General features: G+C 59.2%; 14 protein-coding genes. 5 read left to right on the forward strand and 9 right to left on the reverse strand.

What is annotated here, in order from left to right:
* Positions 1-64: 64 nt before the first annotated feature.
* The 5 genes from carA to grpE all read right to left on the reverse strand — a co-directional run bounded on the left by carA (position 65) and on the right by grpE (position 6,300).
* Positions 65-1,201, reverse strand: coding sequence for a glutamine-hydrolyzing carbamoyl-phosphate synthase small subunit (carA, locus tag JBE38_RS19690; protein ID WP_090365778.1), 1,137 nt, complete (start codon positions 1,199-1,201; stop codon positions 65-67).
* A 259-nt stretch (positions 1,202-1,460) separates the two neighbouring features.
* The gene (gene dapB / locus JBE38_RS19695; protein WP_205344940.1) at positions 1,461-2,267 is read right to left on the reverse strand and encodes a 4-hydroxy-tetrahydrodipicolinate reductase; all 807 of its coding nucleotides are present in this window, start codon (positions 2,265-2,267) and stop codon (positions 1,461-1,463) included.
* Positions 2,268-2,277: 10 nt separating this feature from the next.
* Positions 2,278-3,402 (reverse strand): molecular chaperone DnaJ, encoded by a 1,125-nt coding sequence (gene dnaJ, locus JBE38_RS19700; RefSeq protein WP_060752272.1) that lies wholly within the window; start codon positions 3,400-3,402, stop codon positions 2,278-2,280.
* Between the two features lie 318 nt (positions 3,403-3,720).
* Positions 3,721-5,637: a molecular chaperone DnaK gene (gene dnaK, locus JBE38_RS19705; RefSeq protein ID WP_060752273.1), complete on the reverse strand. Its 1,917-nt coding sequence runs from the start codon at positions 5,635-5,637 to the stop codon at positions 3,721-3,723.
* Between the two features lie 102 nt (positions 5,638-5,739).
* Positions 5,740-6,300 (reverse strand): nucleotide exchange factor GrpE, encoded by a 561-nt coding sequence (gene grpE, locus JBE38_RS19710; RefSeq protein WP_060752274.1) that lies wholly within the window; start codon positions 6,298-6,300, stop codon positions 5,740-5,742.
* A 254-nt stretch (positions 6,301-6,554) separates the two neighbouring features.
* Between grpE and recN the strand changes: the two genes are divergently transcribed.
* The gene (gene recN / locus JBE38_RS19715) at positions 6,555-8,228 is read left to right on the forward strand and encodes a DNA repair protein RecN (protein WP_060752275.1); all 1,674 of its coding nucleotides are present in this window, start codon (positions 6,555-6,557) and stop codon (positions 8,226-8,228) included.
* A gap of 88 nt (positions 8,229-8,316) precedes the next feature.
* Here the strand turns inward: recN and fur are convergent, their stop codons facing one another.
* Positions 8,317-8,721, reverse strand: coding sequence for a ferric iron uptake transcriptional regulator (fur, locus tag JBE38_RS19720; RefSeq protein ID WP_090365772.1), 405 nt, complete (start codon positions 8,719-8,721; stop codon positions 8,317-8,319).
* Between the two features lie 99 nt (positions 8,722-8,820).
* On the opposite strand from fur, the gene JBE38_RS19725 reads away from it, so the two are divergent.
* Entirely contained in the window at positions 8,821-9,348 is a 528-nt protein-coding gene (locus JBE38_RS19725) for an outer membrane protein assembly factor BamE (RefSeq protein WP_060752277.1), read from the forward strand.
* 64 nt (positions 9,349-9,412) lie between these two features.
* Here the strand turns inward: JBE38_RS19725 and JBE38_RS19730 are convergent, their stop codons facing one another.
* Positions 9,413-9,715, reverse strand: a complete 303-nt coding sequence (locus JBE38_RS19730) for an RnfH family protein (RefSeq protein WP_198762454.1) — start codon at positions 9,713-9,715, stop codon at positions 9,413-9,415.
* Complete coding sequence (locus JBE38_RS19735) at positions 9,708-10,142, reverse strand: type II toxin-antitoxin system RatA family toxin (RefSeq protein ID WP_060752279.1); 435 nt, start codon at positions 10,140-10,142, stop codon at positions 9,708-9,710. The genes JBE38_RS19730 and JBE38_RS19735 overlap by 8 nt, the downstream gene beginning before the upstream one ends.
* Before the next feature lie 167 nt (positions 10,143-10,309).
* Here JBE38_RS19735 and smpB point away from each other — a divergent pair, with 167 nt between their 5' ends.
* Positions 10,310-10,792 carry an SsrA-binding protein SmpB gene (smpB, locus tag JBE38_RS19740; RefSeq protein ID WP_060752280.1) on the forward strand — a complete coding sequence of 161 codons (483 nt, stop codon included), beginning with the start codon at positions 10,310-10,312 and terminating at the stop codon, positions 10,790-10,792.
* 37 nt (positions 10,793-10,829) lie between these two features.
* On the opposite strand, the gene JBE38_RS19745 is transcribed toward smpB, so the two are convergent.
* Positions 10,830-11,597, reverse strand: a complete 768-nt coding sequence (locus JBE38_RS19745; RefSeq protein WP_060752281.1) for a GntR family transcriptional regulator — start codon at positions 11,595-11,597, stop codon at positions 10,830-10,832.
* Positions 11,598-11,860: 263 nt separating this feature from the next.
* Between JBE38_RS19745 and JBE38_RS19750 the strand changes: the two genes are divergently transcribed.
* Together JBE38_RS19750 and JBE38_RS19755 are read left to right on the forward strand one after the other, a co-directional pair.
* Positions 11,861-13,555, forward strand: a complete 1,695-nt coding sequence (locus JBE38_RS19750; RefSeq protein WP_205344941.1) for a lactate permease LctP family transporter — start codon at positions 11,861-11,863, stop codon at positions 13,553-13,555.
* Positions 13,556-13,625: 70 nt separating this feature from the next.
* Positions 13,626-16,436, forward strand: a complete 2,811-nt coding sequence (locus JBE38_RS19755) for an FAD-binding and (Fe-S)-binding domain-containing protein (protein WP_205344942.1) — start codon at positions 13,626-13,628, stop codon at positions 16,434-16,436.
* Positions 16,437-16,533: the final 97 nt, after the last annotated feature.

Genomic DNA, 16,533 nt, shown 5'->3' on the forward strand with positions numbered 1-16,533 from the left:
TTGAACAATCTTTGAAGCGCCTGCGGGGGCCACCGAGGTCCGGGGCCGCCCGCAAGCCGCTCAGTCAGCGTCGCTTGGCCATCTCATTGATGAAACGGTCGAACAGCGGCGCGACGTCGTTCGGGCCCGGGCTGGCTTCAGGGTGGCCCTGGAAGCTGAACGCGCTCTTGTCGGTGCGCTCGATACCCTGCAGGGAACCGTCGAACAGCGACTTGTGAATAGCGCGGACGTTGCTCGGCAAGGTTGCCTCATCCACCGCAAAACCGTGGTTCTGGCTGGTGATCATCACAACGCCAGTGTCCAGGTCTTGTACCGGGTGGTTGGCACCGTGGTGGCCGTGGCCCATTTTCAGGGTCTTGGCGCCGGAGGCCAGGGCCAGCAACTGGTGGCCCAGGCAGATGCCGAATACCGGAATCTCGGTTTCCAGCACGTCCTTGATCGCCTGGATAGCGTAGTCGCATGGCTCGGGGTCACCCGGGCCGTTGGACAGGAACACGCCATCCGGTTGCAGGGCGAGCACATCGCTGGCCGGGGTTTGCGCCGGAACCACCGTCACGCGGCAGCCGCGCTCGACCAGCATGCGCAGGATGTTGTACTTGACGCCGTAGTCGTAGGCCACTACGTGGTAAGGCAACTCAGCGGCTTCGATGGTCGCATGGTCATCAGTCTTCAAATCCCAGACCGTGGAGCGCCACTCGTACTTCTCTTTGACGCTGACGACCTTCGCCAGGTCCATGCCTTTCAGGCCAGGGAAACCTTGCGCCGCGGCAATCGCCGCCTCTTCGGAGATATTGTCACCGACCATGATGCAGCCGTTCTGCGAGCCTTTTTCACGCAGGATGCGTGTGAGGCGGCGAGTGTCGATACCGGCGATCGCCACAACGTTGTTGGCTTTCAGGTAATCGGACAGCGACATCGTGTTACGCCAGTTGCTCGCAACCAGTGGCAGGTCACGAATCACCAGACCCGCCGACCAGACACGATCAGACTCGACGTCTTCCGGTGTAGTACCGGTGTTGCCGATGTGCGGATAGGTCAGGGTAACGATCTGCTGGGCGTAGGAAGGATCAGTAAGGATTTCCTGATAGCCGGTCATGGCAGTGTTGAACACTACCTCTCCAACGGTTTGACCGTCGGCTCCAATGGCATCGCCGCGAAAAATGCTGCCATCAGCAAGGGCGAGTATGGCTGGCTTAGTCAAGAAGACCTCCCGTAAATAAAGCCTGAAAGGGCGATCGCAGGTTGTAAAAAAGCGGAGTGACGTATGGACACGTCACCCCGCTTGTTCACTGAATTATTCTGCGCGCTTTTAGTGGACACACTAAAGCTGTAGCTTACAGAAAAAGGCTTTTTTGGTCCACCGCTAATGAGCCTTAAAGGCAGGGGAATGCGACAGGACGTCGCCTAGCGGGTAAAAACGGGGCCTAAGCATAAGCTTGAGACCCCCTTTTAGCTACTGATTAGTGCAGATCCAGCACGTCACGCATGTCGTAAAGGCCAGCCTGACGCCCTTCCAGCCAAAGCGCGGCACGCACCGCGCCCTTGGCGAACGTCATACGGCTAGACGCCTTGTGAGTGATTTCCAGGCGCTCGCCTTCAGCGGCGAACAACACAGTGTGATCTCCCACCACATCACCACCGCGAACCGTGGCAAACCCGATAGTGTCATGCGCGCGCGCACCGGTATGGCCTTCGCGACCGTAAACGGCGACTTTCGACAAATCACGCCCCAACGCATCGGCAATTGCCTCCCCCATACGCAGTGCGGTACCGGACGGCGCATCGATCTTGTGGCGGTGATGAGTCTCGATAATCTCGATATCTGCCTCATCACCCAGCACGCGAGCCGCCAGATCCAGCAGCTTGAGCGAAAGGTTCACCCCCACGCTGAAATTGGCGGCGAAGACGATAGGAATATCCTTGCCCGCCTCCACCAACAACTGCTTCTGCTCGGCACTCAAGCCCGTGGTACCGATCACCATGGCCTTGCCGGCCTTGCGGCAGAACGCCAGGTTCTTCAGCATGACGTCCGGCAGGGTGAAATCGATCAATACGTCGAACTCGTCAGCCACCTGTTCCAGGTTGCCGGACAGCGAAACGCCGATACGCCCCAACGAGGCCAGCTCACCGGCATCCGCACCGATCAATGTGCTACCGGGGCGCACGATGGCCGCGGTCAGCCCGGAAGCCGGCGAGCGCTGCTGCACCGCCTCGACCAGCGTCTTGCCCATGCGCCCTGCAGCGCCCATTACGGCTATACGTCGCATACTCACTTCCTTACAGGTCGCCGAAGAAGCGCTTCACGCCATCGAAAAAGCCAGTGGTCTTCGGAGAGTGGGAGTGATCCCCCTCCAACGAACTGCGGAATTCTTCAAGCAATTCACGCTGACGGCGATTCAGGTTGACCGGCGTTTCCACCGCCACGCGACACATCAGGTCTCCGGCGCCACCGCCGCGCACCGGCGCAACGCCTTTGCCACGGATGCGGAACTGTTTGCCGGTCTGCGTGCCTTCAGGAATCTTGAGTTTCACACGCCCATCAAGCGTCGGAATCTCGATCTCGCCACCCAAAGCCGCATCGACAAAACTGATCGGCACTTCACAGAACAGGTGCTTGCCATCACGCTGGAAGATCGAGTGCTCACGCACGTTGATCACCACGTACAAGTCACCCGTAGGGCCGCCCTGAGTACCCGCCTCGCCCTCGCCCGACAGACGAATACGATCACCGGTATCCACACCCGCCGGCACTTTCACCGACAGGGTCTTGTACTCTTCGACACGCCCTTCGCCGTGGCAGGAGTCGCACGGGTCGGAAATGATCTTGCCCTGGCCATGGCAGCGCGGGCAGGTCTGCTGCACCGAGAAGAAACCTTGCTGCATGCGAACCTGGCCGATACCCCCACAGGTCGGGCAAGTAATCGGCGAGGAGCCCTTCTTGGCACCCGAGCCATCACACGGCTTGCAGTTGACCAGCGTCGGCACACGGATATTGACACTGGTACCGCGTACCGCTTCTTCCAGGTTCAGTTCCAGGGTGTAGCGCAGATCGCTGCCGCGCTGGGCACCGCCACGCTGGCCACCACGGCCACCACCAAAGAAGTCGCTGAACACATCGCCGAAGATATCGGAGAAGTTCTGACCACCAAAACCGGCGCCACCACCGCCCATGCTCGGATCGACGCCGGCATGGCCGTACTGGTCGTAGGCCGCACGCTTGTTAGGGTCAGATAGGCATTCGTAGGCTTCGTTAGCCTCTTTGAACAGTTCTTCGGATTCCTTGCTATCCGGATTACGGTCCGGGTGATGCTTCATCGCCAGGCGACGGTAGGCCTTCTTCAGGTCCGACTCGCTGGAGCTGCGCTCCACACCCAATACTTCGTAATAGTCACGCTTTGCCATAAGTCTTTGCACTCTTAAGGACGTTCAGCCAGACCCTCCTGAGCCCCGCCAAACTCGTTGAGCCCCAATACAGGCCCGGACCCAACTCACGTCAATTCAACGATCCTGGTCATTACTACTTTTTAACCGGAGCCCCGATCAAAAACGCGGTATTTACTGCTCGGGAAGCAGGAGCATTCCCGATCACACCGCCAGCACCCGAACGCTGTCGCATGCTGTAAAAATTCGCGTACCCCAGACACGCCAACGCGGGAGCAAGCTCCCGCGCGGCGACATCCTACCAGTCACCGCTTGATAGCGGTCAACCGGACGACCAACTTACTTGTTGTCTTTGACTTCTTCGAACTCAGCATCGACAACGTCGTCGTGCTTGGCTTCAGGCTCAGCGTGTTGCGCGCCGCCTTCAGGCTGGGCCTGTTGTTCGGCGTACATTTTCTGAGCGACTGGCGCGGAGACTTTCGACAGCTCTTCGATCTTGGCTTCGATGGCAGCCTTGTCGTCGCCTTTGACAGCGGCTTCCAGGGCAACCACGGCAGCTTCGATTGCAGTTTTCTCTTCAGCAGTCACTTTATCGCCAGCATCAGCGACCATTTTGCGGGTCGAGTGAACCAGGGCATCGCCTTGGTTACGCGCACCGGCCAATTCTGCAAACTTGGCGTCCGCGTCGGCGTTCGCTTCGGCATCACGAATCATCTGTTGAATTTCTTCATCAGACAGGCCGGAGTTGGCCTTGATGGTGATCTTCTGCTCTTTGCCGGTCGCCTTGTCTTTCGCACCTACGTGCAGGATACCGTTGGCGTCGATGTCGAAGGTCACTTCGATTTGTGGCACGCCACGTGGTGCTGGCGGAATCTCGGACAGGTCGAACTTGCCCAGGGATTTGTTCTGTGCAGCCTGCTTACGCTCACCTTGCAGCACGTGAATAGTCACGGCGCCCTGGTTGTCGTCGGCAGTCGAGAACACTTGCGATTTCTTGGTAGGAATCGTGGTGTTTTTCTCGATCAGCGCAGTCATCACGCCGCCCATGGTTTCGATACCCAGGGTCAGCGGGCTGACGTCCAGCAGCAGTACGTCTTTCACGTCACCAGCCAGTACCGCGCCCTGGATAGCAGCACCCATGGCAACCGCTTCGTCCGGGTTCACGTCTTTACGTGCTTCCTTGCCGAAGAACTCGGTGACTTTCTGCTGCACCAGTGGCATACGGGTCTGACCACCCACCAGGATCACGTCGTTGATGGAGCCAACGTCGATACCTGCGTCTTTCAGGGCGATGCGGCAAGGTTCGATAGTGCGCTGAACCAGGTCTTCAACCAGCGCTTCCAACTTGGCGCGCGAGATCTTCACGTTCAAGTGCTTCGGACCGGTGGCGTCTGCAGTGATGTACGGCAGGTTCACGTCGGTCGACATGCTCGAGGACAGCTCGATCTTGGCTTTCTCAGCGGCTTCTTTCAGGCGCTGCATGGCCAGCGGGTCACCCTTGAGGTTCATGCCGCTTTCTTTCTTGAATTCGTCAACGAGGTAGTCGATCAGACGAATGTCAAAGTCTTCACCACCCAGGAACGTGTCACCGTTGGTGGCCAACACTTCGAACTGGTGCTCGCCGTCGACTTCCGCGATCTCGATCACGGAAACGTCGAAGGTACCGCCACCCAGGTCATAAACGATCACAGTGTGGTCGCCTTTGGCCTTGTCCATACCGTAGGCCAGAGCCGCCGCGGTAGGTTCGTTGATGATACGTTTTACGTCCAGGCCCGCAATGCGGCCGGCGTCTTTGGTCGCCTGGCGCTGGCTGTCGTTGAAGTAGGCCGGAACGGTGATCACCGCTTCAGTCACGGTTTCACCCAGGTAATCTTCGGCAGTCTTCTTCATCTTTTTCAAGACTTCAGCCGAGATTTGCGGTGCAGACATCTTGTTGCCGTTTACTTCAACCCAGGCGTCACCGTTGTCAGCCTTGGCGATTTTGTAAGGCACCATCTTGATGTCTTTCTGTACGACTTCTTCGTCGAACTTACGACCGATCAGACGTTTTACCGCATACAGCGTGTTATGCGGGTTAGTCACGGCCTGACGCTTGGCCGACTGGCCGACGAGGATTTCACCGTCGTTGGCGTATGCAATGATCGACGGCGTGGTACGCGCGCCTTCGGCGTTTTCAATGACTTTTGCAACGCCGTTTTCCAGCACGGAGACGCAGGAGTTGGTAGTCCCCAGGTCGATACCGATAATTTTGCCCATGATTTACTCTCCCGAAACTTGAATTTGGATGCCGCAGCAGTGGTGGCTAACCGCGGTAGCACTTAAACGCTTGACTTATAGATGGGGCCGTTACGACTGATTTCAAGCCTGCTCATCAATAGAAGGTGAAACGGGTGCAGGAGCCTTGCTCACCACCACCATTGCCGGGCGCAGCAAGCGACCGTTAAGCAGATAACCCTTCTGGAACACTTTCAACACACTGTTAGGCTCAAGGTCATGGCTCTCTTGCATGGCCATGGCTTGGTGATGCTCGGCGTTGAACGGCTCGCCGCCTTGTGGATCGATCGCTTCCAGCTGATAACGCTTCAGGGTGTCCTGGAACATTTTCAGGGTCAGCTCGATCCCTTCACGCATCGCACGGATGTTTTCGTCGTCCGGGTTGGACAGCTCAAGGCCGCGTTCCAGGCTGTCGATAATCGGCAGCAAGTCGCCGGCAAATTTTTCCAGCGCGAACTTGTGAGCCTTTTCTACATCCTGCTCGGCACGGCGGCGGACGTTCTGCAGATCGGCGGCAACACGCAAAGACTGATCCTGCGCAGCGGCCAATTGCTCTTCAAGCACTTGTACACGAGTTGCCAGCTCATCGCCGACAGCCGAATTGGCGTCTGGAGTTTGCGTATCCTGCGTCTGTTCGTCAGCCATAGATTTCTCCTTTCAAAATCATGCGCGAACTCGACTCGCGCTTCTGTTCCGGTATATGGGGTCACAATTTCCAGGTTCAAGGGCGCAGGCGTTACCAAAAGTCTTTCACAGGCCCGGGAGCATTTCCGTCGCATTCATTCCGTATCGCACTAAGAAAAAACAATACTCAAGCAAATCGAGCTAAGCGCCAGGATTGTCAGGCCCGAACAAAACACTGTATAAATAACCAGACCTAAAGCCTGGGAGCGGCCGTCATGCTGGTGCACCTGTCCGTACATAACTACGCCATTGTTGAACACCTTGATCTCGAGCTGGATCGCGGGATGAGCGTAATCACAGGCGAAACCGGCGCCGGCAAGTCGATCATGCTCGACGCGCTGGGCCTGACCCTGGGCGACCGTGCCGACAGCGGCGTGGTCCGCCCCGGCGCGGACAAGGCCGATATCCTCGCCACCTTTGATCTGGCGGACATCCCGGAAGCGGAAGCCTGGTTGGCCGAACGCGACCTCAATAACGAAGGCCCATGCATCCTGCGCCGGGTCATCACTGCCGAAGGGCGCTCACGCGGCTATATCAACGGCACACCCTGCCCCCTTGGCGACCTGAAAGCGCTGGGCGAGCTGCTGATCGACATCCACAGCCAGCACGAACATCAGTCTCTGCTGAAAACCGATACCCACCGTCGACTGCTGGACGAATACGCCGGGGCCACCGACCTGGCCCGCCAAGTGCAGCTTGCCGCCCAACGCTGGCGCCAGACCCGCCAGGAGCTGGAGCGCCTGTCCAACTCCGGCGACGAACAACGCGCTCGCCACCAGTTACTCAGCTATCAACTTGAAGAACTGGAAAGCCTGGGCCTGGGCGAGACGGAGCTGGAGCAGCTGGAACAGGAACACAAGAACCTCACCAACGCAGAAACCCTGCTGGGCATTTGTCGCCAGGTAGTGGAGCAGTGCAGCGAGAGCGATTCGGGCAATGTGCTCAATGCACTCACGGCCAGCCTCAATCGGCTGTCCAGCGTCAACAGCGCATCCGGCTCATTGAGCGAAGCCACCACCCTGCTGACCAGCGCACAGATCCAGGTTGAGGAGGCGGTGGGCGAACTGAATCGCTTCCTGGATCACTTTGATGCCGACCCTGCTCGCCTCCAGGAAATAGAAGAACGCCTGGACACCATCTACACCCTGGCGCGCAAACACCGGATCCAACCCACCGAAGTGGCGACGATGCAGCAGAAATTGCTGGATGAAATCGAAACCCTCAACGCAAATGACGAATCCATCGAACGCCTGGGTGAAGAGCTCGCTTCGTTTGCCCGTCATTACCAAGAGAAAGCACGAGAACTCAGTGACCTGCGCCGTCAAGCGGCCACTGGTCTGGCCGCTGCGGTGGAACAGGAAATCCAGCGCCTAGGCATGCCGGGCGGCCGCTTTACCATCGAGTTGCGCACCAACGCCACCAATGAACTACAACCCCACGGCCTGGAGCAGGTAGAGCTGCTGGTCAGCGCCAACCCAGGGCAGCCGCTCAAGGCACTGGCCAAAGTGGCGTCCGGCGGCGAGCTGTCGCGCATCAGCCTGGCCATACAGGTGATAACGGCCCAGACCTCACGCGTCCCCACCCTGGTGTTCGACGAAGTGGACGTTGGGATCGGCGGGCCGACTGCGGAGATTGTTGGCCAGCTGTTGCGACGTTTGGGAGATCGCGGCCAGGTACTGACGGTGACTCACTTGCCGCAGGTAGCTGCCCAAGGGCATCAGCACCTGTTTGTACATAAAGTGCGGGGCAGTGATGCAACGCATACCGCAGTGTCCAAGCTGAACAAATCGGAACGCGTGGAAGAAGTGGCACGCATGTTGGGCGGTATAGACTTGACCAAAGAGTCCTTGGCTCATGCCAAGAAAATGGTGGTAGCCGCCAAGGCTTAGCCAAGCCTTTCTTTATATAGAGGTAGAAAACACGAAGGCGACCCTGAGGTCGCCTTCGATCGTTGCGCGGAGTGAATCCGCGTCATTTTTACTTTTTCTTACGGATGTACAGAACCAGATTGTGGTCGACCAATTCGAATCCATGGTCCTCGGCAATCTTATGTTGCAGAGCTTCGATCTCGGGGCTGGTGAACTCGATAACCTCATTGGTATCCAGGTCAACCATGTGGTCATGGTGACCACCGTCAGCCAATTCAAACACCGCATGACCGCCGTCGAAATTATGGCGAACCACCAGCCCTGCGGCTTCAAACTGGGTCAGCACACGATAAACCGTGGCCAGGCCAACGTCCTCGTTAGACTCCATCAGCGCCTTGTAGACATCCTCGGCACTCATGTGGCGCTGCTCAGCAGAATCGAGCATTTGTAGAATTTTGACTCGTGGCAGAGTCACTTTGAGACCGACTTTGCGTAGTTCGCTATTTTCAACCATGGTTAGCTTTCTCGCGGATGCTGCTTCGCAGCTTCTCTTAATACGGGTATGATCGGCGTTTAACGTTGTCCCAGCCAAGATAGTGGAAGTCGCCCACCGATGCAAAACACCAAGCTCTTGCTAACCAGTTTCACCTTTGTGGGACTGCTCGCACTCGCCGGTTGTTCATTCCCCGGGGTTTACAAAATCGACATCCAACAGGGCAATGTCGTCACGCAGGACATGATAGACCAGTTACGCCCGGGAATGACCCGACGGCAAGTACGGTTTATCATGGGCAACCCCCTGTTGACCGACACTTTCCATGCCGATCGCTGGGATTATCTCTACAGCATCCAGCCTGGTGGCGGTGAACGCCAGCAGGAACGCGTCAGCGTTATTTTTAATGGCAACGACCAGCTTGTCAGCCTGTCAGGTGACTTCAAGCCCGGTGTAAGCCGCGATGACGCCCTGCTCGGCAAGGATAACGGCACGAACGTGAGCGCGCCTGCACAGGACGCCGAGAAGCCGAAGTCCGAAGAGCCTGCCAAGCCCGGCTCCTTGCTGGACCAGATCCAGAAGGACGTCGACGGCGTGAAGACCGTCCCGGTCCCGACACCAGAACCTCTGGACGCCAGCCCGCAGTAACTGCGCGGCAAGCAACAAAAAAGCCCGGCATGCCGGGCTTTTTGTTGCGTGTCATCTGGCGAACTTATGTGCCTTGCTGCCTGGCCATCGCAGCCTTGGCCGCACGCAGCCTACGCACCTCTTTAGGGTCTGCCAGCAACGGCCGGTAGATCTCGATACGATCACCCGCGCTGACGGTACGCTCATCCGGCTTTTCGACCACCTTGCCGAAAATACCCAAGGGATACTCAGCCAACTCCACCCCGGGAAATTGCGCCGCAATCCCCGACGCCCGCACCGCACCCCTTAAGCTCGTGCCCACCGGTACCGTTACCGCCAACAACACCTGGCGATCCTCGGCGGCATACACCACTTCAATCTCAACCATGCAGTTGTTTGGCTCGCTGGCAAAATGCGTCCACCAGCGTATTGGCGGCCTGATTGAACAGAGGGCCCAATGTCGCCCGCACAACCGGGCCCGCGTAATCGAAGGACAGGTCCAGGCTGATCTTGCAGGCTTTGTCGGTCAGCGCCTTGAAAACCCACACTCCGTGCAATTGAGTGAAGGGGCCTTCCTGCAGGTTCATTTCGATGGATTGTCCAGGCACCAGCACATTACGCGTAACAAAGTGCTGGCTGAGACCTCCCTTGGCCACCCCGACACTGGCAACCATATGTTCATCAGTACTTTCCAACACTTGCGCAGTAGAACACCACGGTAGGAACTCCGGGTAACGCGCCACGTCGTTGACCAGGTCATAGAGCGCCTGCGCCGGATAGGGCAGCAGAGCCGAACGTTGAATATGCGTCGTCATGTGAGCGTGATTTCCACTGCTGAGGCAAACATCGCGAAAAGAACAGCCGGATCCGCGAGCGAAAAAGATCAAAGAACTGTCTGCATTGTCCGGGATTCGTCGAACACGCTCAAGCACGCAGGTTGACCGTAGCCGACACGCTCGCAACTCCCTATAATGCCGCCCCTATGGCTAAACAAAAGAAACACCCCACAGGGACCATCGCGCAAAATAAAAAGGCGCGACACGATTACTTCATCGAACATCGGTTCGAGGCTGGTCTGGTCCTGGCCGGCTGGGAAGTAAAAAGTCTGCGCGCCAGCAAGCTGCAACTGGTCGACAGCTACGTATTGCTCAAGGATGGCGAGGCATGGCTGCTTGGCAGTCATATCACCCCGCTGACCACCGCGAGCACCCACGTGATTGCCGACCCGGTACGCACGCGCAAACTGCTGCTCAATGCCCGCGAGATCGATAAACTCGCGGCAGCCGTACAGCAGAAAGGCTATGCCTGCGTCTGCTTGTCCTGGTACTGGAGCAAGCACCTGGTCAAGTGCGAGATCGCGCTGGGCAAGGGCAAGAAGGAATACGACAAGCGCGATACCGAGCGCGAACGCGACTCCAACCGTGAGTTGCATCGCGCCGTGCGCAACAAGGGCAAGGAAGAGTAGCCCTTGCGAGGCTGTAGCCTGGGGTGGCTCACCCCGGCTACATGCCTTTACGCCGCTCCGCCCGCGCCACGCGCTGAACCTCCTGACGCACTTCCTCCAACACTTCCTGCACATACAGCAGGTGACGTGTTGAGACTTCCCGTGCCTGCTCGGCCCGCCCCTCGATAATTGCCAGATACAAGTCCCGATGCTGGCTGATCAGCATGTCGCGCGTCTCGGTACGTTGCTGGTACATGCCACCGATATTGGTCACCACGTTGCGCTTGAGCAGATCGAACAGCCCCCGAATGGTGTGCAACAGCACCGCGTTATGGCTGGCCTCGGCAATCGCCAAATGAAACCGCGCATCGGCCGCCCCCTCTTCCAGGCGGCTTACCTCGTCGGCCCGCGTGTAGCAATCCTGCAACGCGTCAAACGCTGCGGTCAGCCGCTCACGGTCGACCTCGGTGGCGCGCAGCGCCGCGTAATAGGCGCAGGACGCCTCAAGCGTCTGGCGAAACTCCAACAGGTCACGCTGCGCCTCGGGGTTGTTTTCCAACAGATGCAGCAACGGATCACTGAAGGTCGACCCCAGCGACTCCGCCACATAGTTACCCCCGCCCTGGCGACTGACCAACAACCCTTTGGCCGCCAGCTTCTGGATCGCCTCACGCAACGACGGACGCGACACGCCAAACCGCTCCGCCAGAGCACGCTCTGCCGGCAAGCGTTCGCCTGACTTCAACGTGCCCTCGAGGATCATGCCCTCAAGCTGCTCGACAATATCGTCAGACAAACGGCGCTGCCGCACCTGATCAAATCCCATAACTCACTCCCCACAACCCCGACCATTCGCCGGGGCCTCTATTCTCGCCTATCGCCGCGCTTGCAGCACCTATCAGAACACCCTCGATTGACCCAACCAGAACCCCCTCGCCGACGACGCTACGACCAAAGTTTGCCAAGCGGCAAATTGACACACCCACGCCAAGGCTTTTACTCTAGCCGACAGCGCTTGTAAATTGGTCTTACCAATTATCCAAGATGACTGAATCGCGCCTGACCAACAACAATTAGGGGCCACCCCATATGCAAACCTGGCAACAGCTCTACAGCCCTCTCGGCAGCCTCGGCCTGTCCGCATTGGCCGCCGTTATCCCAATCGTATTCTTCTTCCTGGCCCTGGCCGTGTTTCGCCTCAAAGGCCATGTCGCCGGGAGCATCACCCTGGCGCTGTCGATACTGGTGGCAATCTTCGCCTTCCAGATGCCGGTAGACATGGCGCTCGCCGCCGCAGGTTACGGTTTTGCCTATGGGCTGTGGCCAATCGCGTGGATCATCGTCGCCGCGGTCTTCCTCTACAAACTGACGGTCAAAAGCGGCCAGTTCGAGATCATCCGCAGCTCGGTGCTGTCGATTACCGACGATCAACGCCTGCAGGTATTGCTGATTGGTTTCTGCTTCGGCGCCTTCCTGGAAGGCGCTGCCGGTTTCGGTGCGCCGGTGGCGATCACCGCCGCCCTGCTGGTAGGCCTGGGCTTCAACCCGCTGTACGCTGCCGGCCTGTGCCTGATTGCCAACACCGCGCCGGTCGCCTTCGGTGCGCTGGGCATTCCGATCATTGTCGCCGGCCAAGTGACCGGTATCGATGCGTTCAAGATCGGCGCCATGACGGGCCGCCAACTGCCGCTGCTGTCGCTGTTCGTTCCGTTCTGGCTGGTGTTCATGATGGACGGCCTGCGCGGCGTTCGCGAAACCTGGCCGGCAGCGTTGGTGGCGGGCGCAAGCTTTGCGGTCACGCAGTACTTCACCTCCAACTTCATTGGCCCTGAACTGCCGGACATCACCTCGGCCCTGGCCAGCCTGATTGCTCTGACCTTGTTCCTGAAAGTCTGGCAGCCCAAGCGCACTGCCGGCGCACAGATCGCCGGTGTCACCCCCAGCGCGACGATCACCGCCAGCGCCGGGGGCTTCGGCCAGCCGCGCAGCACAGTGGCCTCGCCTTATAGCCTGGGGCAGATTTTCAAAGCCTGGTCGCCGTTCCTGATCCTGACCGTACTGGTCACCATTTGGACCCTCAAGCCCTTCAAGGCAATGTTCGCTGCAGGCGGCTCGATGTACAGTTGGGTGTTCAACTTCGCCATTCCCCACCTGGATCAAATGGTGATCAAGGTCGCGCCGATCGTCACCAACCCGACCGCCATTCCGGCCGTCTTCAAACTGGACCCGATTTCGGCTACCGGCACCGCGATTTTCTTCTCCGCGCTGATCTCAATGCTGGTGTTGAAAATTGACATCAAAACTGGTCTGACCACTTTAAAAGAAACCTTTTACGAACTGCGCTGGCCGATCCTGTCCATCGGTATGGTGCTGGCGTTCGCCTTCGTCACCAACTACTCCGGCATGTCGTCGACCATGGCCCTGGTATTGGCGGCCACCGGCGCCGCTTTCCCGTTTTTCTCGCCGTTCCTCGGCTGGCTGGGGGTTTTCCTGACAGGCTCCGACACCTCGTCCAACGCGCTGTTCAGCTCGCTGCAAGCCACCACCGCGCACCAGATCGGCGTCAACGACACCCTGCTGGTGGCCGCCAATACCAGCGGCGGCGTGACCGGCAAGATGATTTCGCCGCAATCGATCGCCGTGGCCTGCGCCGCGACGGGCCTGGTGGGCAAGGAATCCGACCTGTTCCGCTTCACCCTCAAGCACAGCCTGTTTTTCGCCACGATCGTGGGGCTGATCACCCTGGCACAGGCCTACTGGTTCACCGGTATGCTGGTGCACTAAAGACCTGCACGTAATAGGGTAAGCATCGACGCCGGACCAAGGTGCGGCGTCAACTATTCCTGGAGGACCGATGAGCCTGCCTGCTGCTTTTCTGCGCGACGTCGCACAGCTGATTTCGAAAGATCGACGCTTCGACGACCCGCTTTCCACCCTGGCCTTCGGCACCGACGCCAGCTTTTATCGACTGATCCCACAACTGGTGGTCCGTGTAGAGTCGGAAGACGAAGTGGTGGCGCTGCTGCAACTGGCCCAACGCGATCACGTTCCCGTGACCTTTCGTGCGGCAGGCACCAGCTTGTCTGGCCAAGCCATCTCTGACTCGGTGCTGATCGTGTTGGGCGACAACTGGAACGGTCGCGAGATTCGTGGGCAAGGCACGCAGATCCGCTTGCAACCCGGGGTGATCGGCGCTCAGGCCAACGCCTGGCTGGCGCCGTTCGGGCGCAAGATCGGCCCTGACCCGGCGTCGATCAACGCCTGTAAAATCGGCGGTATCGTTGCCAACAACGCCAGCGGCATGTGCTGCGGCACGGCACAAAACACCTATCACACCTTGGCGGGCATCCGCCTGGTACTGGCTGACGGCAGCCGCCTGGACACCGAAGATCCAGCCAGCGTCGCAGCCTTTGAGCAACAACATGGTGCACTGCTCGAGCGCTTGGCGACATTGGGCCGCGAGACGCGAGCCAACGCCGAACTGGCAGCCAAGATCCGCCACAAATACCGTCTGAAAAACACCACCGGCTTGTCACTCAATGCCTTGGTCGACTTTGACGAGCCCCTGGATATCCTCAGCCACCTGCTGGTGGGCTCCGAGGGCACGCTGGGCTTTATCAGCGCGGTCACGTACGACACGGTGATTGATCACCCGAACAAGGCGTCGGCGCTGATTGTCTTCCCGGACGTCGAAACCTGCTGCAACGCAGTGACTGTCTTGAAAACCCAACCGGTCTCGGCGGTCGAATTGCTCGACCGGCGCAGCCTGCGCTCGGTACAGAACAAACCGGGTATGCCGGCTTTCGTACAACACCTATCGGAAAGCGCCTGCGCGTTGCTGATCGAATCCCGTGCGGCATCGCCATCGCTGCTGCAGGAACAGATCAGACTGATCATGGCCGCCCTGGCGCCTTTCCCTGTGGAAAAACAGGTCGACTTCACCGAAGACCCAGTGGAGAACGCCCGGTTATGGGCCATCCGCAAAGACACCTTCCCCGCCGTCGGCGCCGTGCGCAAAACCGGCACCACGGTGATCATCGAAGACGTGACCTTCCCGGTCGAACAACTGGCCATCGGCGTCAATCGCTTGATCGAACTGTTCGACAAGCATCACTACGACGAAGCGATCCTTTTCGGACACGCCCTGGAAGGCAATCTGCACTTTGTCTTCACGCAAGGCTTCAACAGCAGCGAAGAAGTCGCACGCTACCAAGCGTTCATGGACGACGTCGCGCAGCTGGTGGCCGTGGAATTCGGTGGCTCGCTGAAAGCCGAACACGGCACCGGCCGTAATATGGCGCCCTTCGTCGAACTGGAATGGGGCAGCGACGCCTATCAATTGATGTGGCAGCTTAAACGCCTGCTCGACCCCAACGGCATTCTCAATCCAGACGTGGTGCTCAGCGAAGATCCGCAAATCCACCTCAAACACCTCAAGCCCTTGCCCGCCGCCGATGAGCTGGTGGATAAGTGCATTGAGTGCGGTTTCTGCGAGCCGGTGTGCCCGTCGAAGGGGCTGACCCTGAGCCCGCGCCAGCGCATCGTGATCTGGCGCGACATCCAGGCCAGACGGCGCGCCGGCGTCGACACCACCGAGCTGGAAGCGGCGTACCACTACCAGGGCATCGACACCTGCGCCGCCACCGGGCTATGCGCCCAACGCTGCCCTGTAGGTATCAATACCGGTGACCTGGTGAAAAAGCTGCGTTCTCGCGACGCCAACCGTACGAAAACCGCCGAATGGCTGGCCAGCCATTTCGCCACCGCCCTGCAAGGTGCACGCTTCACCCTGCACGTTGCCAATGGTGCGCGCATGCTGCTGGGCGCACCGCGTCTTGCAAAACTCTCGGCGAACCTCACCCGGTTGTCCCAAGGCCAGATCCCGCAGTGGACCAACGCCATGCCGCAGCCGGAGAAAGCCATTCGCTTCAGCCCGCCTATGACCGACGAGCGCCCCCGCGTGGTTTACCTGGCGGCTTGCGTCTCGCGTGCCATGGGCCCCGCAGCCGGTGATAAAGAGCAGATGTCGCTGTACGACAAGACCCGTGGCCTGCTGGAAAAAGCCGGCTACCAAGTCGTATTTCCCGAGCACCTGGACAACCTGTGCTGCGGGCAGCCCTTCGCATCCAAGGGCTACGCCGAACAAGCCGAGCACAAGCGCCAGGAAATGCTCGGCGCCCTGCTCCACGCCAGTCGTGGCGGCCTCGACCCGATCTACTGCGACACCAGCCCCTGCACCCTGCGGCTGATGCAGGACCTCGGCGAAACGCGCCTGGACCTCTACGACCCGGTCCGCTTCATTCGCACCCATCTGATGGACCGCCTCGACTTCACCCCCCAGGAAGCGCCCATCGCCGTACACGTCACCTGCAGCACCCAGCACCTGGGCGAAAGCCAGGCGCTGATCGACCTGGCGCGACGCTGCGCCAAGACCGTGGTGATCCCGGAAGGAATCCACTGCTGCGGCTTTGCCGGCGACAAGGGCTTCACCACGCCGGAGCTCAACGCCCACTCACTGCGAACCCTCAAGGACGCGGTGCAATACTGCAGCGAAGGGATTTCCACCAGCCGCACCTGCGAAATCGGCCTGAGCCAGCATGGCGGCATCGATTACCACGGGTTGGTATACCTGGTGGACCGCGTCACCCAGGCCCGCGCAGATTAAACCTGCAAAAAAACAGAACCCCAGCGCGCCGGCGTAGTCATCTGCATAGGTCTTCGTGACGAAGGCCTCAACGACTTCGCTGGCTGCCCCAACCCGG

The organism is Pseudomonas sp. ICBG1301 (assembly GCF_016918385.1).
Taxonomy (GTDB): Bacteria; Pseudomonadota; Gammaproteobacteria; order Pseudomonadales; family Pseudomonadaceae; genus Aquipseudomonas; species Aquipseudomonas palleroniana.